The 23,535-nt window shown below is 67.6% G+C and carries 23 protein-coding genes; 8 read left to right on the top strand and 15 right to left on the bottom strand.

Annotated features, from left to right (window positions below):
• Positions 1 to 108: 108 nt before the first annotated feature.
• From BCR55_RS18675 to BCR55_RS18660, 5 genes are all read right to left on the bottom strand, one after another.
• Complete coding sequence (locus BCR55_RS18675; protein WP_006414597.1) at positions 109 to 357, bottom strand: hypothetical protein; 249 nt, start codon at positions 355 to 357, stop codon at positions 109 to 111.
• Between the two features lie 239 nt (positions 358 to 596).
• Entirely contained in the window at positions 597 to 2,027 is a 1,431-nt protein-coding gene (locus BCR55_RS18670) for a deoxyribodipyrimidine photo-lyase (protein WP_065495379.1), read from the bottom strand.
• Between the two features lie 5 nt (positions 2,028 to 2,032).
• Positions 2,033 to 2,269 (bottom strand): hypothetical protein, encoded by a 237-nt coding sequence (locus tag BCR55_RS31185; RefSeq protein WP_083211843.1) that lies wholly within the window; start codon positions 2,267 to 2,269, stop codon positions 2,033 to 2,035.
• Positions 2,270 to 2,284: 15 nt separating this feature from the next.
• Complete coding sequence (locus tag BCR55_RS18665) at positions 2,285 to 3,454, bottom strand: zinc-dependent alcohol dehydrogenase (RefSeq protein WP_006404093.1); 1,170 nt, start codon at positions 3,452 to 3,454, stop codon at positions 2,285 to 2,287.
• A gap of 85 nt (positions 3,455 to 3,539) precedes the next feature.
• On the bottom strand, positions 3,540 to 4,199 hold the full coding sequence (locus BCR55_RS18660; RefSeq protein ID WP_006404091.1) for an O-methyltransferase: 660 nt from the start codon (positions 4,197 to 4,199) through the stop codon (positions 3,540 to 3,542).
• 333 nt (positions 4,200 to 4,532) lie between these two features.
• Between BCR55_RS18660 and BCR55_RS18655 the strand changes: the two genes are divergently transcribed.
• The 4 genes from BCR55_RS18655 to BCR55_RS18640 all read left to right on the top strand — a co-directional run bounded on the left by BCR55_RS18655 (position 4,533) and on the right by BCR55_RS18640 (position 6,455).
• Positions 4,533 to 5,252 carry a TetR family transcriptional regulator gene (locus tag BCR55_RS18655; protein WP_083211842.1) on the top strand — a complete coding sequence of 240 codons (720 nt, stop codon included), beginning with the start codon at positions 4,533 to 4,535 and terminating at the stop codon, positions 5,250 to 5,252.
• A gap of 175 nt (positions 5,253 to 5,427) precedes the next feature.
• Entirely contained in the window at positions 5,428 to 5,667 is a 240-nt protein-coding gene (locus tag BCR55_RS18650) for a hypothetical protein (protein ID WP_006404087.1), read from the top strand.
• A gap of 199 nt (positions 5,668 to 5,866) precedes the next feature.
• The gene (locus BCR55_RS33520; RefSeq protein WP_227747551.1) at positions 5,867 to 6,052 is read left to right on the top strand and encodes a hypothetical protein; all 186 of its coding nucleotides are present in this window, start codon (positions 5,867 to 5,869) and stop codon (positions 6,050 to 6,052) included.
• A gap of 190 nt (positions 6,053 to 6,242) precedes the next feature.
• Entirely contained in the window at positions 6,243 to 6,455 is a 213-nt protein-coding gene (locus BCR55_RS18640; protein WP_006404084.1) for a hypothetical protein, read from the top strand.
• A gap of 13 nt (positions 6,456 to 6,468) precedes the next feature.
• Here the strand turns inward: BCR55_RS18640 and BCR55_RS18635 are convergent, their stop codons facing one another.
• Positions 6,469 to 6,768: a hypothetical protein gene (locus BCR55_RS18635; protein ID WP_006404083.1), complete on the bottom strand. Its 300-nt coding sequence runs from the start codon at positions 6,766 to 6,768 to the stop codon at positions 6,469 to 6,471.
• 180 nt (positions 6,769 to 6,948) lie between these two features.
• Here BCR55_RS18635 and BCR55_RS18630 point away from each other — a divergent pair, with 180 nt between their 5' ends.
• Positions 6,949 to 7,920: a chromate resistance protein ChrB domain-containing protein gene (locus BCR55_RS18630; RefSeq protein WP_053298873.1), complete on the top strand. Its 972-nt coding sequence runs from the start codon at positions 6,949 to 6,951 to the stop codon at positions 7,918 to 7,920.
• Between the two features lie 13 nt (positions 7,921 to 7,933).
• Entirely contained in the window at positions 7,934 to 9,148 is a 1,215-nt protein-coding gene (locus BCR55_RS18625; RefSeq protein WP_053298823.1) for a chromate transporter, read from the top strand.
• Between the two features lie 36 nt (positions 9,149 to 9,184).
• Here BCR55_RS18625 and BCR55_RS32580 read toward each other — a convergent pair whose 3' ends face one another.
• The 4 genes from BCR55_RS32580 to BCR55_RS18610 form a co-directional block, all read right to left on the bottom strand.
• Entirely contained in the window at positions 9,185 to 9,346 is a 162-nt protein-coding gene (locus tag BCR55_RS32580; protein ID WP_006404080.1) for a hypothetical protein, read from the bottom strand.
• A gap of 60 nt (positions 9,347 to 9,406) precedes the next feature.
• Positions 9,407 to 10,558, bottom strand: a complete 1,152-nt coding sequence (locus BCR55_RS18620; protein WP_006408486.1) for a DUF4382 domain-containing protein — start codon at positions 10,556 to 10,558, stop codon at positions 9,407 to 9,409.
• A 175-nt stretch (positions 10,559 to 10,733) separates the two neighbouring features.
• On the bottom strand, positions 10,734 to 11,687 hold the full coding sequence (locus tag BCR55_RS18615; RefSeq protein ID WP_053298872.1) for a LysR family transcriptional regulator: 954 nt from the start codon (positions 11,685 to 11,687) through the stop codon (positions 10,734 to 10,736).
• Positions 11,688 to 11,856: 169 nt separating this feature from the next.
• Complete coding sequence (locus tag BCR55_RS18610; protein WP_254661852.1) at positions 11,857 to 12,555, bottom strand: nuclease PIN; 699 nt, start codon at positions 12,553 to 12,555, stop codon at positions 11,857 to 11,859.
• Positions 12,556 to 12,672: 117 nt separating this feature from the next.
• Between BCR55_RS18610 and BCR55_RS18605 the strand changes: the two genes are divergently transcribed.
• On the top strand, positions 12,673 to 13,575 hold the full coding sequence (locus tag BCR55_RS18605; RefSeq protein ID WP_006404075.1) for a LysR family transcriptional regulator: 903 nt from the start codon (positions 12,673 to 12,675) through the stop codon (positions 13,573 to 13,575).
• A gap of 241 nt (positions 13,576 to 13,816) precedes the next feature.
• Here the strand turns inward: BCR55_RS18605 and BCR55_RS18600 are convergent, their stop codons facing one another.
• From BCR55_RS18600 to BCR55_RS18590, 3 genes are read right to left on the bottom strand one after another with little or no spacing between them, the layout of a single operon-like run.
• Entirely contained in the window at positions 13,817 to 15,301 is a 1,485-nt protein-coding gene (locus BCR55_RS18600) for an efflux transporter outer membrane subunit (protein WP_065495363.1), read from the bottom strand.
• Positions 15,302 to 15,308: 7 nt separating this feature from the next.
• Positions 15,309 to 16,898, bottom strand: a complete 1,590-nt coding sequence (locus BCR55_RS18595) for an MDR family MFS transporter (RefSeq protein WP_006404073.1) — start codon at positions 16,896 to 16,898, stop codon at positions 15,309 to 15,311.
• Positions 16,891 to 18,009, bottom strand: coding sequence for an HlyD family secretion protein (locus BCR55_RS18590; RefSeq protein WP_065495361.1), 1,119 nt, complete (start codon positions 18,007 to 18,009; stop codon positions 16,891 to 16,893). Before BCR55_RS18590 ends, BCR55_RS18595 begins: the two co-directional genes overlap by 8 nt.
• Positions 18,010 to 18,100: 91 nt before the next feature.
• On the opposite strand from BCR55_RS18590, the gene BCR55_RS18585 reads away from it, so the two are divergent.
• On the top strand, positions 18,101 to 18,931 hold the full coding sequence (locus tag BCR55_RS18585; protein ID WP_006404071.1) for a CerR family C-terminal domain-containing protein: 831 nt from the start codon (positions 18,101 to 18,103) through the stop codon (positions 18,929 to 18,931).
• A 43-nt stretch (positions 18,932 to 18,974) separates the two neighbouring features.
• Here the strand turns inward: BCR55_RS18585 and BCR55_RS18580 are convergent, their stop codons facing one another.
• Complete coding sequence (locus tag BCR55_RS18580; protein ID WP_065496661.1) at positions 18,975 to 21,464, bottom strand: mechanosensitive ion channel domain-containing protein; 2,490 nt, start codon at positions 21,462 to 21,464, stop codon at positions 18,975 to 18,977.
• Positions 21,465 to 21,743: 279 nt separating this feature from the next.
• Positions 21,744 to 22,703: an LLM class oxidoreductase gene (locus tag BCR55_RS18575; protein WP_053298819.1), complete on the bottom strand. Its 960-nt coding sequence runs from the start codon at positions 22,701 to 22,703 to the stop codon at positions 21,744 to 21,746.
• Between the last annotated feature and the right edge of the window lie 832 nt (positions 22,704 to 23,535).

The following is a 23,535-nucleotide window of genomic DNA, read 5'->3' as shown; positions in this document are numbered from 1 at the left end:
GAACGCGTCGGGCCGCGACAACGCGCCGGGCACGGGGGCGTTACGGTTTTCCGGGTCGGCTTCGAATCGTTTGGCGCGGCGACGAAAACGGCGCCGACGAGGGCGCGTTCAGGAGGACGAGGCGGAGCCGAGCAACGCCTGAAGGCGTTGTGCGTCGGTCGCGTAACTTTGTTCGAACCCTTCGGCACCGAGCTCGGTCATGAGGCAGCGCCACAGGTCGAATGCGCCGATGGCCGCGCCGAGATGCAGATCGGCCGCGTGACTGCCGCGCGGACGCGTGGCCGCCGCCATCAGATGATGCTGTATCTCCCGTTCGGCGCAGGCGGTGACCTGAACATAGCTCAGACGATTTTCCATGATGACCAAGTCGGATAGTGACCGGACGAGACTTCAGCAACTCGATGACTGACGCCGATATTATCCGCCGGTGATCGTATCGCGATGTTAAAAGTCGTGACGCACGGCGAGCGCAAGCCGAAGAAACGGCGAGCCCGGCCGGGGCTGCCAAAGTCTACCAGCGGCCGCGCGGGCCGGCGGCGATTTTCGCGATCGGGGTTTGCCCGCGCAGTGCCCGCGCGACGGCCACAACGACGGCGTCACGCGCCGCCGCGTGGCCTTGGAAGCCGCGCATACGCCGCCAGCGCGGCTTGTCGCGAAGCAGCAAGGTCGACCATGGACGCGGGATAGCCGCAGGCTGACAGCGCGGCCGGATGCTTCCACGGCTGATGCAGCACGTTGGCCGGCAGCGCCGACAACTCCGGGAGCCAGCGCTTGAGATACGCGGCGTCGGGGTCGAACTTGGCGGCTTGCAGATACGGATTGAATACACGGAAGTACGGTGCGGCATCGGCCCCGCAGCCGGCCACCCATTGCCAGCCCAGCGTGTTGTTCGCCAGGTCTGCATCGACGAGCGTGTCCCAGAACCATCGCGCGCCGTGCCGCCAGTGCCGGCGGAGGTTCTTGGTCAGAAAGCTCGCGACCACCATTCTCACGCGATTGTGCATCCAGCCGGTCTGCCAAAGCTGCCGCATGCCGGCATCGACGAGCGGAATGCCGGTACGCCCCTGCTGCCAACGCGCCAAGTCATCATTGTCGTCGGGCGCCCACGCAAAGGTGTCGAAGCGTGCATCGAAGTTGGCGTCGGTCGTGTGCGGGAAATGGTAGAGCAGATGATGCGCAAACTCGCGCCAGCCGAGCTCCCTCAGAAACGGCTCCAGGTCGGGCCGATCGCGGTCGGTCGTCCGCGATGCGCGTTCTTGCAGCGTTCGTAGAATCTGCGTCGGCGTGATCTCGCCGTAATGCAGGTGCGCAGAAAGCCGCGAGGTACCCATGCGGGCCGGCGCGTCGCGCGCGTCGCCGTATTCAGCCAGCGCTTCGTCGACGAACTCCGCCAGACGTTCCCACGCGCCCGCTTCGCCGGGGCGCCACGCCTCGGCCAGTCCCGCGTCCCATCGAACGCGCGGCAGCAGGCCGAGCGCCTCGACGGCAGTCGAATCGTCCGTCGTCATCCATCGGCGAGGCCGTGCTGCCGGTAGCGGATGGCAGTCGGACAAGCTCGTGCGCAGCTTGCGCCAGAAAGGTGTGAAGACGCGATAGGGCTGCCCGGAGTCGGTCGCGACTTTCCAGGGTTCCTGCCAGAGCGCACCGGGGTAGCTATGCGCGGCGACGCCTTGCGCGCGCAACGCGCTTTTCAGCGCCGTATCGCACGCGATGGCAGCCGGCTCGTAGCGGCGCGTCCAGTACACGCACTGTGCGCCGACCGCGCGTGCGAGCGCCGGCACGGCGATCGTCGGGTCGTTCTGCATCACGAGCAATCGCCCGCCTTGCTGCCGAAGTGCTCGATCGAGCGACGTCAGGCTGTGGTGCAGCCACCAGCGGCTCGCCGCACCCGGCGACCAGATCGCGTCCTCATCCGGCGTGTGTACGTAGACGGGCAGCACGGCATCGTGCCGCGCGCATGCCGCCGACAACGCGGGATGATCGGAAAGCCGCAGGTCGCGGCGAAACAGTACGATTGCGACAGACATTCGGATCAGCCGCGCATGATGCCTGCCGTCGAGGCGTTGTCGCCCGGCGGCTGTTCGCTAACGATGCCGTTTTTCCCTTTCGGAGCAGGTTCTGATCGGACCATGATCGAGACATTGTTGTATCGGTTGAGCGCGCAGTTTACCGGGCGTCGCGCGACACGGCGCAGGCATGCGTTTGCGCCGGTCTGCCGCTCGATACGATCGAAGCGGCCGCACGGTGTCGGCGTCGAGCGCGCGGCCAACGCCGTTCACTGCGCCTACGGCTTCATGACCACCTTGATGCAGCCGTCTAGCTTGTCGCGAAACACCTTGTACATGTCCGGCCCTTTCTCGAGCGGGACGGTATGCGTGATGACGAACGACGGATCGAACTGACCGGACCGTATGCGCTCGAGCAAATCGTCGGTCCAGCGGTTGACGTGCGTCTGTCCCATGCGGAATGTCAGTCCCTTGTTCATCGCGGCGCCGAACGGGATCTTGTCGAGCACGCCCGCATACACGCCCGGTATCGAGAGAATGCCCGCCGGGCGGCACACGTAGATCATCTCGCGCAGCACGTGCGGCCGGTCCGTTTCGAGCATCATCGCCTGCTTGACGCGGTCGTAGATCGCGTCCGCGGACCGCGTCGCATGCGACTCCATCCCGACCGCATCGATGCATTTTTCGGGGCCCTTGCCGTGCGTGAGCTCGCCGAGCCGGTCGAGCACGCTTTCCTGCTCGAAATGAATCGGAATCGCGCCGCTTCGCTTTGCCATCTCGAGCCGTTCGGCAACGCGATCGATTACCACCACTTGCCTGGCGCCCAGCAGCAGCGCGCTGCGGATCGCCATCTGGCCGACCGGACCGGCGCCCCACACGGCGACCGTGTCGGTCGGCTCGATCTCGCAATTCACCGCCGCCTGCCAGCCGGTCGGCAGAATATCGCCGAGGAACAGGACTTGTTCGTCGGTCAGGCCGTCCGGTATCCGGATGTGTGTGCGATCCGCAAACGGCACGCGCACGTATTCGGCCTGGCCGCCGGGATAGCCGCCGGTCAGGTGCGAATACCCGAACAGCCCGGCCGTCGTGTGGCCGAACACGCGATCGGCATCGCTTCGGTTGCGATTCGTGCGTTCGCAAACCGAGAAATTGCCGCGGCGACACTGATCGCATTCGCCGCAGAAAATCGTAAACGGCACGACCACGCGATCGCCGATCTTCAGCGATGCGTTGTCCTTGCCGACCTCGACGACTTCGCCCATGAACTCGTGGCCGAGAATGTCGCCGTGCTTCATTGACGGCATCAGGCCATCGAACAGGTGAAGGTCGGATCCGCAGATCGCGCATGCGGACACCTTGACGATCGCATCGCGGCCGCTTTCGATGATCGGGTCGGGAACGGTATCGCAGCGCACGTCGTGCTTGCCATGCCAGCGCAGTGCTCTCATGTTTTCTCCAATGACGGCGGAGCGGAAGCGCCGCCTCGGATGCGCACTCAGCAACGATCGTTCCCTGCGCGATGCCCGACGGATTTCACACCGACCGCATCGACAGTTCGACGTCCGCACCGAACGGCACGGACAGATAGCCGTTGTGCGAGTCGCGTACGCGCGCCAGATAGTCCGGGCAGTAGTCGGCGTTGTCCGCGACGATCAGCGCACCGGCGCGCAATCGACTTTCGACGAGATCCAGCACGTCGTTGTAGAGCGCCTTCGCGCCGTCGAGCAGCAGCAGGTCGATCGATTCCGGCAGGTCGCCGGCCAACGTCTGCAGCGCGTCGCCTTCGCGGATTTCGACCAGATCGGCGACACCGCCCGCCGCCAGATGCGCGCGCGCCTTCGCGACCTTCGACGGTTCGAACTCGCTGCCGATCAGCCTGCCGCCGCCGTTGTCGCGCAGCGCCGCGGCCAGGTACAGCGTCGAGAGTCCGAACGACGTGCCGAATTCGACGATATGGCGCGCGTTCGTGCTGCGTGCAAGCTGATACAGCAGCACGCCGGTCTCGCGCGAGACCGGCAGCCACAAATCCTTGAGCTGGCCATAGAGACTGCGATACTCGGTCTTGCTGCGCATCAGGCGTTCGCGTTCGTCCCGCGAAATGTTCAGTACGGCATGGCTGCCGTCGGCTTGGGCCTGCGCGAACAGGCTATCGAGCAGCGGAGCGAGCGGTGCGGTGGTGAGAGTCGTCGTCATGAATGTCCTGCGTGAAAGGTTGGGGGTTGGCTCGGGGCAGAAAAACGCGAAGGATCATTCGCGTCGAGCAAAGAATATGACGAACCATTCGCATTGGAAATTCGCATTGGGATTCGCATTTGCGGCGTGACGGGTCACGCGTTGAGATCGCGAAAAATCCGCGCAATACGCCGTTTCAGCGTAGTTCGCGTGCAGCGCGCGACGTGAAGCGGAGGCGAAGGCTCAGGTTTTTGGTCAGGAAATCCGGAGCGGTGTTGCCGGCAAAACGCGATGGGGCAACGCCGAGGCGTCTGCTTGACGGACGATTGAGCAGGAAACCGATACCGCGCTAGTATGCGAACAATCATTCGCATTCGCGGACGCGCCACACCGTCCGATATCGACGCCCCGCGCGATGCACTCACGCACACGACGATCATGACCACACGCCGACGCACGCAAATCGCCTTTCGCAAGCAGCCGCAGCAAGCGCGTTCGACGGAACTCGTCGGCGCGATCCTGCAAGCGGCGACACAGGTTCTCGCGAAGGAGGGCGCCGCACGTTTCACCACCGCGCGTGTGGCGGAGAAAGCGGGCGTCAGCGTCGGCTCTGTCTATCAGTACTTTCCGAACAAGGCGTCGATCCTGTTTCGCCTGCAGGCCGACGAATGGATGCAGACGACGCGGATGCTCGGCGACATTCTGCAGGACACGCGTACGCCGCCGTTCGATCGGCTGCGCACACTCGTGCATGCGTTCCTGCGCTCGGAGTGCGACGAGGCGGAGGTTCGCAGCGCGCTCAACGACGCGGCGCCGCTCTATCGGGACAGTCCCGAGGCGCGCAGCGCGCGGGCCGAAGGCAACCGGATGATCGATGCGTTCATGGCCGAAGTGCTGCCGGCCGTGCCGGATGCGACGCGCACGCTGGCGACGGACCTGATTTCGACGACGCTCGGTTCGGTCGGCAGCAATTTTTCGCGCGTGCGCCGCACGCGTGCGGAGATCCATGCCTATGCGGACGAACTCGCCGACATGCTGTGCGCCTACCTTCGCGCGCTTCGGCGCACGCACTAGCCGCGGGCTTGAGCGTCGCATGCGTCGAGCGTTCGGCCGCAGGCACGCCCCGTAGAAAGCCCCTATTGCGATCTATTGTTTCCAATCAATAATGAATGGCCGGGAAGGTTGTCAAACTGCTTCCCGAAACTATCATTGTCATTCGAGAACGCGGCAACGGAAACGGAGATCCGATATGTCCACCCTGTGCATGCAGGCGCTCGTCCGCGGTAAAACTGTCCAGGTCGTCGTACTGCCCGACGAATCGACGGCAAAGATTTACATCGTCGACGAAGATCATCGTTCGCACCGTCCGCGAACGATGAGTATCCGGCAGTACGTGGAATCGGGAATGTCCGACGAGGACATCGCCCAGCACGTCGTCGACGTCGTGTCGACGTCGATCGAGCAGCTCGAGCGGCTGCGATCTCGCTGATCGACCGAACGCAAACGGCATTGCGCCGCAAATCAGGACATCCCCCGAGCTTTCTTGTAGAACGCCCGTGCTACGCTCCGATGGAGGAGGGCCGGGGATGCCACGTATTCTTGCAATCGGGATATACAGAGTCTTCATTACCGCGATCGCGGTTCGACACGAAACCGGAGAAGTCGCGGGCTATGTCGGACGCATGCGCGTGACGACGCGTTCGGGTGTCGGCAGTGCGGTCGACGTCGCGTATCTGGATTCGATCCGGCATGCGAACGGGCAGTCGTTCGATTCGGAACTGTCCGCGTGCGACTACGTCGAGGAGCTGGCCGTCGCGCGCTACGGCGCGTGCAGTCCGGCGCCGTCGGCAAGCGTGCGGCAGTCCGAGGTCTGACGGATCGCGCGACGCGATCCATACCTGCGTCGTCGCGCGGCGGCGGTGCATGACGACCGCAACCATTCGCAATCCGTTATTGGGAAAAGCACTTAACCGCGGCCGATTGGTTAGCGGATATAGTGGATCCGATCACGGTGGTGCGCCGCTCACGAGTGCGCTGCCGCTAACGTTTGCCGATGGATGTCGTATGAAAAATATAAACGAGAAAGCTACGGGTGCCGCGTGGGGTGTGGCCGCAGGATTGCTGCTCGCAGGTGTCGGATTGAGTCTCGACCTGTTCCAGCGCGCGCTGCACGGCGCGGCCGCCGGCAACGACTTCGTCGCGTCCGGTGTCGCGATGCTCGGCATCTTCCTGTCGGTCTATTCCACACACGAATTGCGGCGAAAGCGCCAGCACTGAGCGACGCGGCAGTTCAGCCGCGTGCCGCTCTATCGGCGGCGCACGTGCCGATCAGCAAGTCGTCGACGAGGATCTCGCCCGCGCAGCGGCCCGCGCGGAGCGCCGCGAGGCTGTCCGTGAACAATCGGCCGCCGTCGTCGGCGAGCCGGATCGGCGCCAGCACGCGCGACGGCGTGTCGACGGCGCGTACCTGGACGACCGCGACGAAACCGAATCGCGCGTCGTCGATCGTGTCGGCGTCCGGCGTTTCGTCGAGCCTGAACTCGCAGTCGACATCGATCGTGTAGCCGCGGTACGTGTAGGCACGGGTCATCTGTGCTCCTCGTTCGAGTGGAGGGAGGCGCCGGCGATGCGTACGCGCATCATATCGGTATGTGCCCGGATGCGGATCAGGGAAGCTACCGATGCGCAGGCCGCGCCGGCCGGCGCGGCGCAAAAACGTAGCGATCTCTACACGATTGAAGCGGTCGCGACGTGCGACTATGCTGCGGCCATGAACGTTGCCCTCGATTCGTGGCTGCTGCTGATCGTCAGCCTGCCGACCTCCGGTGCGACCGCGCGGATGCGAATCTGGCGCGCGTTGAAGGCCATCGGTTGCGCCGCGCTGCGTGACGGCGCGTACCTGCTGCCGGCGCATGTGGAGCAGGCGTCGCAGCTTCGCGCGCTTGCCGACGATGCGCGCCGCGAAGGCGGACAGTCGTGGCTGCTCGACATCGTCGCCCGCGATGCCGAGCAGAACCGCGCGTTGCGTGCGCTGTTCGACCGCCGCGCGGATTTTGCCGCATGGCGCGCCGAACTCGAGAACGCGCGCGACATGCTGGCGAACCTCGGCGCGGACGATCTCGCGCGCCTGAAGCGGCGCCATGCGCGCAGCTATCGCGCGATATGCGAGATCGATTTCTTTCCCGACGACGCGGCCGGCGCCGCCGATGTGCAGTGGCGACACTTTTCCGCCGCGATCGAAACCCGTCTGTCGGCCGGTGAACCGCATCCGGCGGCGGGCGCGATCGCGCGCCGCGACCGTTCGCGCCATCAGGGGCAGCATTGGGCGACGCGCCGGCGTCTGTGGGCCGACCGCGTCGCATGCGCATGGCTGATTCAGCGATTCATCGATCCGCACGCGCGCTTTCTGTGGCTGGACGATCCGGCCGACTGCCCGGCGGATGCGCTGGGCTTCGACTTCGACGGCGCGACGTTTACGCATGTCGGCGGCCTCGTGTCGTTCGAAGTGCTGCTCGCGAGCTTCGGACTCGACGACGATCGCGCGCTCAACCGCATCGCGGCGCTCGTGCATGCGCTGGACGTCGGCGGGACGACCGCGCCGGAAGCGGGCGGCTTCGAGGCGATTCTCGCCGGCGCGCGCATGCGGCTGCCCGACGACGACGCGCTGCTGCGCGAAATGAGTACGGTGCTCGACTCGCTGTATGCGCACCATGCGCACGGCACGCGCGCTTCATCGACATGACGGGCAGGCTTCCATGAACAGGTTTCCGAAAATCGACGCGTGCGACGCGCCGCCGGCTCCGGCCCCCCATGACCGCCCGGCGTACACGCTGGCGCAGATGATCGGCTATTTCGTGCGGCTCGGCACGTTCGGTTTCGGCGGCCCGGTCGCGCTCGTCGGTTACATGCGGCGCGACCTCGTCGACACGCGGCAATGGCTCGCGGAAGCCGACTACAAGGAAGGGCTGGCGCTTGCGCAACTGGCGCCGGGGCCGCTCGCCGCGCAGCTCGCGATCTACCTCGGCTATGTGCATTACCGCATTCTCGGCGCGACGCTCGTCGGCCTCGCGTTCGTGCTGCCGTCGTTCCTGATGGTCGTCGCGCTCGGCTGGGCGTACGCGACGTTCGGCGGCATTGCGTGGATGCATGCCGTGTTCTACGGCGTCGGCGCGGCTGTCGTCGGGATCATCGCGGTCAGTGCGCGCAAGCTCGCGGCCAAATGCGTCGGCCGCGACGTGCTGCTCTGGGCGATCTATCTGATCACGGCCGCGGTGACGGTCGTGACCGAATCGGAGGCGGCATGGCTGTTCGTCGCGGCGGGCGTCGTCGTGTGGCTGCGGCGCGCGCCGCCGCGGTGGTTCCGCGACCGCTCCGCGGGCATCGTGTCGGCCGCCGTGCTACCGGGCGCCGCCGGCGCGACCGCGATGGTCGGCTGGCCGCTGCTGATGCAGCTGGGCGCGTTCTTCGCGAAAGCAGGGGCGTTCGTGTTCGGTTCCGGGCTCGCGATCGTCCCGTTTCTGTATGGCGGTGTCGTGACCGAGCACCACTGGCTCAGCGAGCGGCAGTTCGTCGACGCGGTCGCCGTCGCGATGATCACGCCGGGGCCCGTCGTGATCACGGTCGGCTTCATCGGCTATCTCGTCGCGGGACTGCCGGGCGCCTGTGTCGCGGCGGCCGCCACATTCCTGCCGTGCTACCTGTTCACGATCCTGCCCGCGCCTTACTTCAAGAAGTACGGGAAGCTGCCGTCGATCCTCGCGTTCGTCGACGGCGTGACGGCCGCGGCGGTCGGTGCGATTACGGGCGCGGTGATCGTGCTTGCGCGCCGGTCGATCTACGATGTGCCGACCGTACTGCTTGCGCTCGCGACGGTTGCGCTGCTCGTCGGCTTCCGCAAGCTGCCCGAGCCGGCGATCGTTGCGGGCGCAGCGGTCATCGGACTTGTCGTCTATCCGCTGCTTCACCCCTGAAAGCAGAAGGCCCGCGGCATGCGGGCCTTCGAGCGTTCAGCAATTGCCTTTCTTTGCCTGTCCCGGCGGACAGAAACCGTTCCCCGGGCCGCCTTGCGGCGCAACGACAACCGGCGGCCCCGGCACATATGCGACGCAGCCGGCGAGCAGGCCTGCCACGGTCGCTGCGGCAAGCAGCGCGATGATCTGTTTTTTCACTTCGTTCTCCGGTTAGGATCGGAAGGGCCGCGCGGCCCTTCCGACAATGAGGCAGAGTCGTCAGAAAGAAAAGTTGACGTTCGATGGATTCGTCGTCGCATCGACGTTCGCCGACTGCGTCGCGCCGGACTCCGCGTCCGCTTCGATCGTATATCGTGCGGCGGCGGTCGGTGCGGCGGCAAGCGCGACCGGCAGCGAACCCGTGTAGGTGCCGACGACGGGCGCCGCGGTCGGCACCGACAGTGAGTACGCGCCGGTATCCTGGTTTGCGTTGATCGACGTGATTTCGTATGCGTTCGCATCGATCGTCTGGAGCGCACGCACGAACGCATTGGCGCTCGGCGTGGCCGTTCCGCTGACGGCGCCCATCGTCGACGCCGGCAGCGCGATCGGCGCGTCCGATGCCGATACGGCCGTGGTCGTGTTCACGACGACCGGCACCGAGCGCACGATGCCCGATGCGAAATTGCTCCGCACGATCACGACGTCGTAGTTGCCCTGAGTCGAACTCTGGATCAGCGGCGACAGCACGAACTTCCCGGAACTGTCGGCAACCGTCCCGCGGACGACCTTGCCGCCCTGTTCGGCGTACACGGTTGCACCGGCTTCGGCCGCCGCGACGTAGCCGGAGATCGCGCCGCTCACGACGGTCGGAATCGCGGTGACGACTGGCTTCAGCGCATACGAACCATTGCCGCGCTGGACGATCGACTTGCACGCGTTGAAGTCGAGCACGAGATCGACGAGCGTGTTGGGCTGCACGGTGAACGGCTGGATGATCTTGTAACCGCTTTGCGTCGCGCTCGGCGTCGCGAGCGCCTGCTCGGTGCCGCCGCTCGGTACGACCGAGTTCGCGAGGCTATTGCCCTGGTTCTGCGCGAGCACGAGACGCACTTGCTGATATTGGCCGGCGGGCAGCGCCGTCTGACCGAGATCGGCGAGGACGCCGTTGGTCAGCGATAGCAGATCGATCTTCTGCGGCGTCGCGAGCGAAATCGTCGACCAGCCTGCATCGTTGTCGTTCGCATTCGGATTCGCGTTGACGCGGACTTGCGAGACGGTCACGTAGACGTGTTCGAACCCGCACGAAGGCGCGTCCGTCATTGCGACATGCAGCGTGCCGGTCTGCGGGCCGTTGTCGTCGCCGCCGCACCCGGCCAGTGCGACGGGGATCAGTGCTGCGCACAGCGTGGCTTTCGAGAGGCCGTTCATCGGGTTGTTCCCCCGTTCGACGTTATTGTGGGTGGATCGAAGCATAGCGCCGTCGCTCGGGTCGAGGTGGTCAGGTTTGCAACCGGGCGTAACTTTTGCATCGAACGGTAAGCGCACGCCACTGCACGCGCGTGGCTGCGACGTATGCGCCGCGCGCACGACGCGCACTGCGCCGTCAAACCATGTCGACAGGCGCGATGTTCGCGGGGGCGTCGTTATCGTCGCGGCGGCCCCACGGCGGATCGAGCAACGCGATGCGTGCGTGCTCGATGAACTGCTTCAGCTTGTTGCTCGTGAACGGGCTGCGCGGATAGACCGCATAAACGACCTCGTCCTGCGGCGCCTCGTGCGCAAGCACGCGCACGAGGCGCCCGTCGCGCAGCGCTTCGTCCGCGATGTATATCGGCAGCATCGCGATGCCGATTCCCTCAACTGCTGCGTCGCGCAGCGTTTCGCCGTTGTTCGACAGGAACACGCTGCGCGGGCTGACCACGCGCGGTTTTCCCGTGGCGCCGCTCGCCCCGAACGACCACGTGACGGATGGCGCCGCTGTGCTGTAGTTCAGGCACCTGTGCCCGACCAGCTGCTCGATCGAATGCGGTTCGCCGTACTGTGCGCGGTAATCCGGACTGCATACGACGACGCGCGCACACGACCCGATCCGCCGTGCGATCAGCGTGCTGTCCGGCAGGCGCGCCGCGCGGATCGCGACGTCGAAGCGCTCGGTCTCGATGTTGACCACGCGATCGTCGGTTTCGACCGTCACACGCAGGTGCGGATGCGCTGCCGCGAATTTGGCAATCGCTGGGCCGAGCCAGAGCCGCGTGAGGCTCACGGGAGACGTGATGCGCAGTTCGCCGCACAGTCCGTGCGAGCGCTCGGCGACGTCTTCCGCGACTTCGAGCAGGCGGCGCATCGATTCCGACGCAGCTTCGTAGAAGATCTGGCCGGCTTCGGTCGGAACGACGTTGCGGGTCGAGCGCATCAGCAACTGCACGCCGAGCAGGCGTTCGAGATCGCTGATCCGTTTGCTGATCACCGATTTCGACAGGCCGAGCCGGCGGGCGGCCTCTGTGATGCTCTGCTGTTCGACCGCGAGGAGGAACGCGTGGATGTCGTCGTTGTTCAAGGACTTCATGAGTGGCTCTGGCAAGGATGGTTGGGCTGCGCAACGACGCGCGTCGACGATCGAACGTGCCGGATCGCGCAACCCGCGCATGCGGGAGCGGACCATCGCGACATGTCGCAGCGCATCACGTGAAGCGGCGGTACGGCCGAAATCCCACGTCCTCGTGGATTCATCGTAGGTTCTCCGCGCCGCTTGTCCAAGCGCCGTTTCGTGCCGGGCGGGCGGAACGGACACGGAGGAACACCAGCGTCGACGGCGCGAGTGCGTCGATGCTCGCGTCATGGCCCGCACGGGCGAACACGACCAGATGCATCGGATGGACGTCGAGCTCCCCGTTGATACGAACGCGTCCGTCGACGACCGCGATCGCCGCACGATCGCCGGCGTCGGCCGGAAGCGGCATGCTCGCGCGAAGCGGCAGCGCGATGTCCCATATGTCGGCGGCGCCGACGCACGTGACCGGTCCGGTCCGCCCGCGACACGCGCCGGCGATCACGCCGATGCGGCCGCCGCCGGGCAGCGGCACGATCGGCACCGCGGCGCGCTCGATGCGTGCGTCGCGACGACCGGTAGCGCCGTTCGGCGTTGCGGACTCGAACGTCAGCGTGAGCAGCGGTGCCGACGTTGCGACATCGCGCGCATCGGTGGCACTCGGGTACCAGCTCACGCTTGCCGGCGCCGGCGCCGGCGCCGGTGCGGCGTGCCGGCGTGCTGCGGGCGGCTCGCCGGAACGCATGCAGTCGAGCCGGCCGAAGGGCCGCAGATGGCCGCCGAGCGAGCGCGACGAGAAAAACGTCTGCACCTGTCGGCCCGACGCATCGACGGACGGAACGCTGCAGCTGAATACGGCAAGAACGGGTTTGATCATCGGCGCGACACGACCGTAGAGGTTTGACACGGCGTAAGCGTAGACGCGGCGGTTTTGCGCCGGTAGACGGTGCGCGTTATCCTCACTGTCCCGTTTATGGAACGATGGGCGCGGCCGATGCAGGACCTCAACGATCTCTATTTCTTCGCGCAGGTAGTGGACTACAAGGGTTTCGCGCCGGCGAGCCGCGCGCTCGGCATCCCGAAATCGACGCTCAGCCGCCGCATCGCGATGCTCGAAGCGCGGCTCGGCGTGCGGCTCGTGCAGCGCTCGACGCGACGGTTCTCGATTACCGAAGTCGGCCAGCGCTATTACACGCACTGCAAGGCGATGCTCGTCGAGGTCGAGGCCGCGCAGCAGGCGATCGACCGGATCACCGGCGAGCCGCAGGGGATCGTGCGCGTTACGTGCCCTGTCGCGATGCTGCACGCGCGAATCGGCGCGATGCTTGCCGAGTTCATGGCCGCGACGCCGCGCGTGACCGTGCATCTCGAAGCGACGAACCGTGTCGTCGACGTGGTAGGCGAAGGCATCGATCTCGCGATTCGCGTGCGGCCGCCGCCGCTGCAGGACAGCGATCTCGTGATGCGCGTGCTCGGCGAGCGCGCGTGGTGCCTGCTCGCGAGCCCGGCGCTGATCGGGGATCGCACCGTCGCGATGCCGGCCGATCTCGACGGTTGGCCGAGCCTCGATTTCGGGCCGGCGCAGCCGCAGCATACGTGGCAGCTCGACGGGCCCGACGGCGTGCACGCGGCGGTACGCCATACGCCGCGCTTCGTAACCGACGACATGATCTCGCTGCGGCACGCGGCTGTGGCCGGCGCCGGGATCGTGCAACTGCCGCTGATGATGGTCGCGGACGAACTGCGCCGCGGCGAGCTGGTTCGTGTGCTGCCCGAATGGGCGCCGAAGAGCGGCATCATTCACGCGGTGTTTCCGTCGCGTCGCGGACTGCTGCCTGCGGTGCGCGCGCTCGTCGATTTTCTTGCGGACGCGTTCGAGCGGATCGACGAACCGTGACGCGACGCGCGCGTCGTCTTCGCCTTTAACGTCAGACGATTGATCGATCGCTGCGCGTCGGGGCTGTCAGCTTATGCGAAGCGCCCCGCGTTGCTAGCATGCATGGATCGAACGCACTGTTCTGGCTCGGCGAACGAAAAGACGGGCGCAGGCGAGAGGAACCGCGCCGTGCCGGATCCGCGCGGCCATGTCGACGCGGGTCGTGCCGTGACCGGCGTACGACGCGCGCGCGACCGATGCGCTACGCGTGGCCCGCCTCCCAGCCGAGCCCGAGACTTTTCTGCACCGACACGTAGTCCTTGATCAGCTCCGCCTGCGCCGCGATCACGTTCTGCTGCGCCGCAAGCGATTCGCGCTGCGTATCGAGCAGATCGATCATCGACGCGACGCCCGCGCGATAGCGCTCGGTCATCAGCGTCGCCGAATGCGTGGCCGATGCCTGCACCTTGGTCAGTGCGACGACATGGTCGCGCTGGTGCCCGTAGCGCTGCAGCGCGGTATTCGCGTCCTGCAGCGCGCCGAGCACGGCCTTCCGGTAGTTCGCATCGGCTTCGTCGCGCGCCGCTTCGGCCGCACGCACGGCGCCGCGCGTGCGGCCGAAATCGAGAATGTTCCACTGCAGATACGGCGCGCCGATCCACGACGCATTCTGCTTGCGGAACAGATGGGCGGGATCGGTCGCGCTGAAGCCGAGATCGCCGAGCAGCGTCACCTTGGGAAAGTAGTCGGCGACATGCTCGCCGATCTGCGCGTTGCTCGACGCGAGCCGCCGCTCGGCCGCGCGAATGTCCGGGCGGCGCTTGAGCAGCGCGGCCGGATCGCCGACCGGCACCGACGCGGGCAGCGTCGGCAACGATGCTGCCTCGGTCGACAGCTCGGCATCGAGTGTGCCCGGCTCACGGCCGGTCAGGATCGCGAGGCGGTCGAGCGATTCGGTGACCTGCGCATCGAGCGGAATCAGCGACGCGCGTGTGTTCTCGACCTGCGTGGTGAGCCGCTCGATGTCTGCGTCGGCCGCGACACCGCGCGCACGGCGCTGCTGCGTGAGCTGGAGCATCTGCTGCTGCAGTTCGGCGGTGCGGCGCGACAGCGCGAGACGCTGCTGGCGGTCGCGCAGATCGACGTACGCGGTTGCGACTTCGGCCGCGATCGACACCTGCGTGTCGGCCAGATCCGCGTCGACCGCGTCGGCCTGCGCGGACGCCGCCTCGATCGCGCGCCGCGTGCCGCCGAACAGATCGATTTCCCAGGTCGCGTCGAAGCCGGCCGAATAGAGCTGCAGCGGGCCCGTGCCGAGCGTCGCCGGTGCGCTGCCCGACTGGCCCGATCCGTTCGACGGCAACAGCGCGCCGAGTGTACTGACGTCGGGCTCGCGCATGCGGATCGCCGCGACCGTGGCGGACGCCTTCGGCAGTTCGGCCGCGCGCTGCTGCGCGAGCTGTGCGCGCGCGGCGCGCAATCTCGCCTGTGCGGCATGCAGATCCGGATTGTGCGCGAGCGCGGCGGCGATCAGCGCGTCGAGCCGACGATCGTGCAGCGCATGCCACCATGCGCTCGGCACGGGCGTGCCCGCGTCGATGCCGGTTGCCGGCGCGCGGACGAAGGTCGGCGTGTCGGGCGCGGCGGGCGCACCGCGGTAGTCGGGGCCGACCGTGCAGCCGGCGAGCAGGCACGCGGCAGCACACAGCGCGAGCGCAGGGCGGCGGGGCGGGAAGAGAGGCTTCATCGCGGGTTCAGTGGCCGGACGACATCGGCTGCGGCGTGCGCGGCGTCTTCAGCAGCAGCGCGAGCGGCACGCAGGCGAGCAGCGCGAGTCCCAGCAGGTAGAAGGTTTCGGAATAGGTCATCACGACGGCCTGTATCTGGATCTGCTGCGCGAGCTGGCCGAGCGCGCGCATTTTGGAATAGGCGAGGTCGCCGGTCTGCGCGAACCAGTTCGCTGCGTACGCCGACAATCGCTCCTGCCCGATCGACGCGTTGGCGGTGATCGACTCGCGCAGCGCGGCCGTATGGAACGTCGTGCGCCGGTCGATCACGGTGCCGATGATCGCGAGCCCGATCGAGCCGCCGAGATTGCGCGCCATGTTGTAGAGGCCCGCCGCGTCGCCCGAGTCCTCGCGCGCGACGGCCGCCATCGACGCCTGGTTCAGCGGCATCATCGCGAGCATCTGCGCGACGCCGCGAATCAGCTGCGACCAGACGAAATCGTGGCCGACGCTCTGCGCGGTCAGATCGATGTCGAGCATGCAGCTCAGACAGAACAGCAGCAGCCCGGAGATTACGAGGATGCGGAAGTCGACCTTGCCGAGCAGCCGCGGCAGGATCGGCATCACGAGAAAGGCGGGCAGCCCGGAGAGCAGCATGATCGAGCCGGCCTGTTCCGCGTTGTAGCCGGCGACGATCGCAAGGAACTGCGGTAGCAGATACGAGACGCCGTACAGCCCCGCGCCGACCGCCGACACGATCACGATCACGCTCGCGTAGCGCGGATTGCGCATCAGCGACAGCCGCATGATCGGCCGTTTCGCGAAACGCTGAGACAGCGCGATCAGGATCATCCCCGCGAGCGACACGTAGCTCAGCGTGACGATCATCTGCGATTCGAACCAGCGTTCGCGCTGGCCTTCCTCGAGCACGACCGTCAGAGAGCTCAACCCGATCGCGAGGCCCGCGATGCCGAGCCAGTCCGCGTTGAAGAACGTGCTCCATTGCGGCCGGTCCGACGGCAGCCCGAATACGAGCAGCGCCATCAGCAGCAGGCATACCGGCAGATTCAGAAAGAAGCACCAGCTCCAGCTCACGTTCTCCGCGAGCCAGCCGCCGAGCACGGGGCCGAACAGCGGGCCGAGCAGCACGATCAGGCCGAACAGCGTCATCCCGACCGGCAGTTGCGACAGCGGCAGCCGCGTGCGGATGATCGTCTGCGCCGTCGGGATCAACGCGCCGCCGGTGAAGCCCTGGCCGATCCGGCCGACGATCATCATCGCGAGCGAATGCGACCAGCCGCACATCATCGAGAACGCGATGAACAGCGCGGAATTCACGAGCAGGAAGTTACGCAGCCCGAATACGCGCGTGAGCCACGCGGCGAGCGGGATCATCACGATCTCGGACATCAGGTAGCCGGTCGAGATCCACGTGCCCTCGGTGCCCGTCGCGCCGATTTCGCCCTGGATCTGCGGCAGCGCGGAGTTCGTGATCGAGATGTCGAGTGTCGCCATCAACGCACCGAGCGCGCCGGCCGCGACGGCGATCCAGTCGGTCACGCTCGCGCGGCCTTCATGCGGCGGCGCGGGCGGCACGGTGGCAGTCGGCTCAGCCATGACGGTCCTCGTTGCGCGCCGAGCGCGTGTCGACGTCGACCGTCACCGACAGCCCCGGCAGCAGCATGTGCCGCGCGCGCTCGTTCGGTGCGAGGCGGATGCGCACCGGCACGCGCTGCACGATCTTCGTGAAGTTGCCGGTCGCGTTCTCCGGCGGCAGCAGCGCGAACTGCGCGCCGGTGCCCGGCGCGAAGCTGTCGACGACGCCCGACAGCGTATCGTCCGGCAGCGCATCGACGTGCAGTTCGACCGGCTGGCCGACACGCATGCGGCCGATCTGCGTTTCCTTGAAGTTCGCGACGAGGTAGATCGCATCGACCGGCACGACCGTCAGCAGCCGCGTGCCGGGCTGCACGTACTGGCCGACGCGTACCGTACGGTCGCCGACGCGCCCGTCGAGCGTTGCGCGCACGGTCGTGTTGTCGAGGTCGAGCCGCGACTGCGCAGCGCTCGCCTGCGCGGCCTCGAGCTGCGCGCGCGCCTGCTGCAGCTGCGCGCCGAACGACGCGATCTGCGTGCGCGCGGCGGCGATCGCGGCGTTGTTGGCGGCGAGCGTCGCGAGCGCCTGGTCGCGCGTGCTCTTCAGCTCGGCGACGCGCTCGCGCGTTTCCGCACCGGTCGCCGCGAGCGGCGCATAGCGCGCGTATTCGTCGCTCGCATGCCGTGCGTTGATCTGCGAGACCTTCGCCTGCGCTTGCGCCTGTTCGAGATTCGCGCGCTGCTGGCTGATCTCGGCCTCGGCGCGCGCGATGTCGGCGCGGCGCGCATCGACGGTTGCGTTCGCCTGATCGAGCGCGACCTGGTAAGGGCGGACGTCGAGCCGCACGAGCGGATCGCCGGCCTTCACCGGCTGGTTGTCGCGCACGTATACGTCGGTCACGTAGCCGGCGACTTTCGGTGCGGCGGTCATGCTGTCCGCCTGCAGATAGGCGTCGTTCGTGCTTTCGATGAAGCGGCCGACGGTCCACCAGCGGGCGAACCATACGGCGCCGCCGATTGCCGCGAGCACGGCGATCGCGAGCAGGATGCGCCGCTTCGAGACGCCGTTGCGCGGCGTTGTTCCGTTTTCCTGACGATCTGCTTTCTGTGGCGGGTCTTGCGGCGTCGACATGTAGGATCCAATTTATTCCGAGCGGAAGAATTATTCCAGTTGATAAAAATGTGTCAAGTAGAATGTCGTTCGATCGAATGACGAGGAAGGCATGAGCGAAGCGAAGAAGCTGCGGCGTACGTCGACCGGCGGGTATGCGCGCGGCGACGAAACGCGTCAGCGGATCATCGAGGCAGCGATCGAACTGTTCGGCGAGCGCGGATTCGCGGGCGCATCGACGCGGGACATCGCCGCGAAGGCCGGCGTGAACGCGCCCGCGCTGCAGTACTACTTCGAGAACAAGGAAGGCGTGTACCGCGCGTGCGTGGAATCGATCGCCGAACTCGGCTGGGCGGTGTTCGGGCCCGCCGTCGCGCAGGCGCGCGCGGCGCTCGACGCCGATGCGGACGCCGACACGCTGATCGACGCGTTCGTCGACATCCTGACCGTGCTGGCGCAGCGGATGTTCACGGTGCCCAAGACGCTGAACCAGCGGATGTTCTTCGCGCGCGAACAAAGCGGTCAGGAGCCGGCGAGCGCGAGCGAGATCCTGCTGAAGCGCATGCGCAAGCCGCTGCACGACGTGACGACCGAACTGATCGCGCGGATTTCGGGACGGCCCGTCGACGATCCCGTGACGCGCCTGCGCGCACTGAGCCTGTTCGGCCAGCTGACGGTGTTCCATGTCGCGCAGCGCTCGGCGCTGCAACTGCTTGGGTGGGAGTCGTTCGATGCGCCGCGTGCGGCGCTGCTCGGCGAGACGGTGGCCGACCAGACGCGTTTGCTGCTGCAGCAGTGGCATGCGCAGCGCGGCGCGAACGACCGGCGTACGCGCACGCCGGCGAAGCGTACGGGAAAGCATGACGCCGCCGCGCCGGCCGCAGCCGACGCGCCACGTGCCCCGACGCGTGCGCGGCGCGCGAAGAAGCCGGACGCGACGTAACGCGCGCTGCGCCGGAGCGCGGCCGGCGCACTAGCGGGCCGCGCTATTGCGCCGGCTTCGGCGCCGACGTCGACGAATCGACCGGCGGCTGTCCGGTCGCGCCGTCGGGCGCGGCGCGTTCGCCGCCGCCGTTTTCATCGCTGCGTTGCCGATCGACGCCGCCATCGCCATCGCCTTCATCTTCACGCCGCGAACCTGCTGCATACGCGACGAGGCTGCGCTGCGGATCGGCAATGCGGATCCCGCGTTCGCGGAACAGCTGCGCGATGCGGCGGTTGAATTCGCGCTGCACGCCCCAGCGCGCGGAATCTCGGCACTGCATCTGCCCGGCCAGCGCGATCGCCGCGCCGTCGACCTGATCGACGCCCCAGTAGCTGAAGTCCGACAGAATGCCGTCGCGATACTGCGGATCGTCGCGCAGCGCGGCGCCGATTTCCTTCAGCGTCGCGACCGCGCGGTCGATGTCCTCGCCGTACGCGATGCTGACCTTGACGGCCGCGTTGCCGAGCCCGCGATTCGTGTTGTTCACCGTCGTGACCGAGCTGAACGGAATCGTATAGAGCGACCCGTCGCCGCCGCGCAGCCGCACCGTGCGAATCGACAGGTATTCGACGGTGCCCGACACGCCGGCGAGCGTCACCCAGTCGCCGACCTGCATCGCGTTCTCCATCAGCAGAAAGATGCCGGTGATGAAGTCCTGCACGAGCTTTTGCGAGCCGAAGCCGAGCGCGACGCCGAAGATGCTCGCGCCGGCGAGCAGCGGCCCGACGTTGACGCCGATCTCGCTGAGGCCCGTCAGCACGACGACGAGCGCGATCATCACGAACAGCAGCGTGCGCAGCATGGGCAGCAGCGTGCGCAGCCGCGCGGCGCGCACGAGGTTGCCTTCGCGCGTCCAGCGCTGCAGCCGCCGCTCGATCGCGATGTTCGCCGCTTCCCAGATGACGAGCGCGACCGCGGCCGCGATCGCGATCGTCGCGAGCGCCGACGCGAGCCGATGGCCGATCGTGCCGCTCTCGAACGCGCGGAATACCGGCACGCCCCACACTTGCAGCAGCAGCGCAACCGTCACGATGGCGATGACGGCCGACACGATGCGGCGCAGCAGCGGGTAGTAGCGGTACGCATGCAGATGGACGAGCGTGCGATCGTCGTCGCGTTCGTGGAACAGCCGCGCGAGCGCGCCGAACACGACGATCGACACCATCCGCATGCCGATCGGCACCGCGATCGAGCGGCCGCCGAGCGCGATCAGCACGCGATAGCCGTTATGGACGTCGAGCGCCCACACGAACCACAGCGCCATCACGATGAATACCGCGACGGGCGCCCACGCGTCGGCGAGCGCATTGCAGACGGCCGCGAGCGTCGGCCGGTCGCTCGCGATCGCGCGGATGCGCGCCGCAACGGGGCGACGGCACTGCAGGATCAGCACCGAGATCATCACGTGCGCGACGAGCGCGACCGCCTTCTGCAGCGCGACGTGACCGGCTTCGGTAAGGCCGAGGTTCGCGGCGATCTCGACCGCGGCCGTGCAGGCGCCGACGACGATCACGATCCGCGCGATCGAGCGCTGCGCGAAGGCGGCCCACGCGTCGCTGATGTGCAGCAGCCGCAGCTGATGCGCGTCGGGCTGGAAGAACAGGCGGCTCACGATCGTCACGAGCCGGCCGATCGCGTAGATATCGATCAGCGCGCCGAGCGCGGCCTCGACCGGCGTGCCGTCGTCGGTGACGAACGACATCATCAGCCCGGCGATGCCGACGAACACGAGCAGCGGCACCGAGCGCAGCAAGAGACTTACGATCGCGCGCGGCATCCGGTGCAGCAGCGTCGTGTGACGGCGCGCGTGGCCGCGCCCGCGCGACGACGACGGTGCGGCGTCCGCTGCATCGGGTGGCGGCGTGTCGTGCGGCGGCGCTGCGTCGTCGGCGCGCGCATCGTCGTCCGACGCAGTCTCGCGCGGCGCACCGGCGCGGCGCGCGGCCAACGCGGCGAGCGCGCGGCGCAGCAGCCGTCGCACGAGCCATTCGCCGACGAGTGCCGGGACGAGCACCGCGACGATCAGCCCTAGCGAGCGTGCGAGATCGGCGCGCGCATCGGCACGCCCGAGCGTGTCCTGCCACCACCGGCCGACCGATCCGACCTCGAGCAACGAGCGCAGCGAGTCCCGCAGCGCGTTGCCGATGCCGACGGCCCAGCGCGAACCCTGCCGCACGAGCATCGACGCGAGGCCGTTCGATGTCAGCGCGACCGGCGCGGCCCCCGAGGACGCGGCGCTCGCCGGCGCCGCTGCGCTGGCCGGGACGGCCGGCGCGCTCAGTGCGCCGACCGCGGCGATCGCGCGCAGTGTCGTTTCGACCTGTTCGCGTTCGCGCGGACTTTCGAGCACCGCGAGCGCCTGGCGCGCCTGCTGCGGGGTCAGTGCCGGTGCGGCAGCAGATGCCGCCGACGCGGCGGCGGGGGTGGGCGTGGCGGCCTGTGCGGCCGTGACGAAGGCGGCGAGCAGCCAGCCGAGGAGCAAATGTCGCATGAGTGGCATGCGGGCGCGCATCGGCACGCAGCCCGCCGAGCTGGACGATGGACGGAAGTTAACATGATCGCGATCGGAACCGAATAGTTCCGGCGCGCAACGGTCGCAAGACGCGGTCCTGCGGCGAGCGATTCCGAGTCCGCGCGCGATGCGGGGCGGCGTTGCGCTCGATCAAGCCGCGAACGATGCGCACAGGGCGCTGCATTCGCTACGGCAACGGCACATCTGCGATCCGTCGTGGAGCGCTGCACGAAGCGCGGCGAACGGCGCGCCGCACGGTCACCGCTGCGCGTCGTGAAAGACCGGCAGCACGTGCGCCGCGAGTTCCTCCATCACGTCGCGCACCGCGCGTTCGGCGCCGAGATTCAGCGTCACGTGATGAACGCCGGCCGCGCGCATGGCTTGCAGGATGCCCGTCAGAGCGTGTCGGCCCGTCGAATAGCCGAGCGGCAGCGCGGCGGGTTGCGCGTCGGGATTCGCGTCGAGCGCGAGCCGCATCGACACGCCGAAGGCACGGAAGGCGGGCGTCGGCAGCCGATCGACGGCCGCGCGCCACATCGAATGACGTGCATGCTGCGTGTCGGGGTCGCGGTGATACGTCATCCAGCCGATCGAATGCCGCGCGATCCAGTCGACGCTTTGTCCGCCCGAGCCGACCGCGAGCAGCGGTACCGGATCGGCGCGATGCGGCAGCAGCTCGAACTCGGGTGCATCGGGCGCGGCGATGTCGGGCAGTACGCGCGACGGCGTTCCGAGCGCCGCCGCGACGACTTCCCAATGTCGGCGATAGCGTTCGCGCCGCGTGTCGGTATCGACGCCGAACGCCGCATATTCGGGCGGCCGGTCGCCGGAGCCGAGCCCGAGGATGAAGCGGCCGTGCGACAGCGTGGCCACCGACAACGCGCCTTTCGCGATATGCAGCGGATGGCGCAGCGGCAGCACGATCGCGCCGCTCGCGAGCGCGATGTCGCGCGTGCGGGACGCGAGGGCGCCGAGCAAGACCCACGGATCGAGATGGCCGACCGGATCCGGATAGTCGGCGCTGTTCAGCGGCACGTCGCGCACCCAGAGCGCGCGAAAGCCGAGCGTGTCGGCGAGCGCGGCCAGTTCGACCTGCTCGTTGAAGTCCGCGACGATGTCGCCGCTGCGCAGCAGCGGCAGCGTCAGGCCGATCGACAGCCGTTCCGCGGCGAAGACGCGTGACGCGATGTCGGGGCGGGCGCGGGCGGTCGTAGTCATGGCGTTTCCTCGTTGGCGGCGGGCGGGCGGGCGGGCGGGCGGGCGGGCGAGCGAGCGCAGCGCGTGTGCGTGCGGCACTTATGGTGAGGCGTCGCGCGCGTCGCACGTGTCGGCATGCGCTGCGCCGTCGCCGAATGCTAACGTGTTGCGCGTCGATGCGCAGGCGCCGCATGGCGTCGCGCCCGGCGTCGTGTGGACGGGCATCCGTTCGCGGCATGTCGATGCGTCGTCCGTTGAGGCGGCTGATCGAAATGTGCAAGTCCGCGCGGCGCAATGCGAGAAGCGGGTCCGCTGCCGTGCGCCGTGTCGGCCGATCGTAAGGAAATCGATCGCCGTGCATCGATGCAACGTCGATTGCCCGCCCGTGCGGTGCCGTCGCGCGACGCCGCGGCTTCCGCGGACCGCCCGTTGCACATCGAACCGGCGTCTCGCACGTTTCAGTTTCGTAACGTTCGAGAGCCGCTCGGCCGTGCGATGGCCGCGGCATGCCGCTGCGTACGCCGCACCGCCTTGTGCGGCCGCGCATGGTGCGCTCCTTGCATGTCGATACGAGCCGCAAGCGCGATCGCCGCCGCACTGTCGACGGCGGCCGCTTCAGGAGGTCGGACGCATCTGAGACGGGGACAACAGAATGAAAACAGATCGCATCGCCACGTACCGTGTCGCAAACATGAATCGCCGACCTGCCCGCGCCTTCGTCTCGCCGCCGATCGCGGCAACGTAGCGCGGCCTTTCGTTCCATCCGGACCGACGGGTTCGTTCTGAACGTGCACGTGTGACGCACGAGGCCGACGGGTGCCGGTCGGCCGTCGGGGACGACCCGCAGGAACCG

It is taken from the genome of Burkholderia sp. CCA53 (genome assembly GCF_001685525.1).
Lineage (GTDB): Bacteria > Pseudomonadota > Gammaproteobacteria > Burkholderiales > Burkholderiaceae > Burkholderia > Burkholderia multivorans.
Note: the sequence above shows the minus strand (reverse complement) of the source record. Positions and strands in the feature narration are given on the sequence as shown.

Excerpts from the sequence above, each read along its gene's own strand:
- BCR55_RS18675 (WP_006414597.1), bottom strand. The coding sequence starts at position 357 with ATGGAAAATCGTCTGAGCTATGTTCAGGTCACCGCCTGCGCCGAACGG.
- BCR55_RS18670 (WP_065495379.1), bottom strand. The coding sequence starts at position 2,027 with ATGTCTGTCGCAATCGTACTGTTTCGCCGCGACCTGCGGCTTTCCGAT.
- BCR55_RS18665 (WP_006404093.1), bottom strand. The coding sequence starts at position 3,454 with ATGAGAGCACTGCGCTGGCATGGCAAGCACGACGTGCGCTGCGATACC.
- BCR55_RS18660 (WP_006404091.1), bottom strand. The coding sequence starts at position 4,199 with ATGACGACGACTCTCACCACCGCACCGCTCGCTCCGCTGCTCGATAGC.
- BCR55_RS18655 (WP_083211842.1), top strand. The coding sequence starts at position 4,533 with ATGCGAACAATCATTCGCATTCGCGGACGCGCCACACCGTCCGATATC.
- BCR55_RS18650 (WP_006404087.1), top strand. The coding sequence starts at position 5,428 with ATGTCCACCCTGTGCATGCAGGCGCTCGTCCGCGGTAAAACTGTCCAG.
- BCR55_RS18640 (WP_006404084.1), top strand. The coding sequence starts at position 6,243 with ATGAAAAATATAAACGAGAAAGCTACGGGTGCCGCGTGGGGTGTGGCC.
- BCR55_RS18635 (WP_006404083.1), bottom strand. The coding sequence starts at position 6,768 with ATGACCCGTGCCTACACGTACCGCGGCTACACGATCGATGTCGACTGC.
- BCR55_RS18630 (WP_053298873.1), top strand. The coding sequence starts at position 6,949 with ATGAACGTTGCCCTCGATTCGTGGCTGCTGCTGATCGTCAGCCTGCCG.
- BCR55_RS18625 (WP_053298823.1), top strand. The coding sequence starts at position 7,934 with ATGAACAGGTTTCCGAAAATCGACGCGTGCGACGCGCCGCCGGCTCCG.
- BCR55_RS18620 (WP_006408486.1), bottom strand. The coding sequence starts at position 10,558 with ATGAACGGCCTCTCGAAAGCCACGCTGTGCGCAGCACTGATCCCCGTC.
- BCR55_RS18610 (WP_254661852.1), bottom strand. The coding sequence starts at position 12,555 with ATGATCAAACCCGTTCTTGCCGTATTCAGCTGCAGCGTTCCGTCCGTC.
- BCR55_RS18605 (WP_006404075.1), top strand. The coding sequence starts at position 12,673 with ATGCAGGACCTCAACGATCTCTATTTCTTCGCGCAGGTAGTGGACTAC.
- BCR55_RS18600 (WP_065495363.1), bottom strand. The coding sequence starts at position 15,301 with ATGAAGCCTCTCTTCCCGCCCCGCCGCCCTGCGCTCGCGCTGTGTGCT.
- BCR55_RS18595 (WP_006404073.1), bottom strand. The coding sequence starts at position 16,898 with ATGGCTGAGCCGACTGCCACCGTGCCGCCCGCGCCGCCGCATGAAGGC.
- BCR55_RS18590 (WP_065495361.1), bottom strand. The coding sequence starts at position 18,009 with ATGTCGACGCCGCAAGACCCGCCACAGAAAGCAGATCGTCAGGAAAAC.
- BCR55_RS18585 (WP_006404071.1), top strand. The coding sequence starts at position 18,101 with ATGAGCGAAGCGAAGAAGCTGCGGCGTACGTCGACCGGCGGGTATGCG.
- BCR55_RS18580 (WP_065496661.1), bottom strand. The coding sequence starts at position 21,464 with ATGCGACATTTGCTCCTCGGCTGGCTGCTCGCCGCCTTCGTCACGGCC.
- BCR55_RS18575 (WP_053298819.1), bottom strand. The coding sequence starts at position 22,703 with ATGACTACGACCGCCCGCGCCCGCCCCGACATCGCGTCACGCGTCTTC.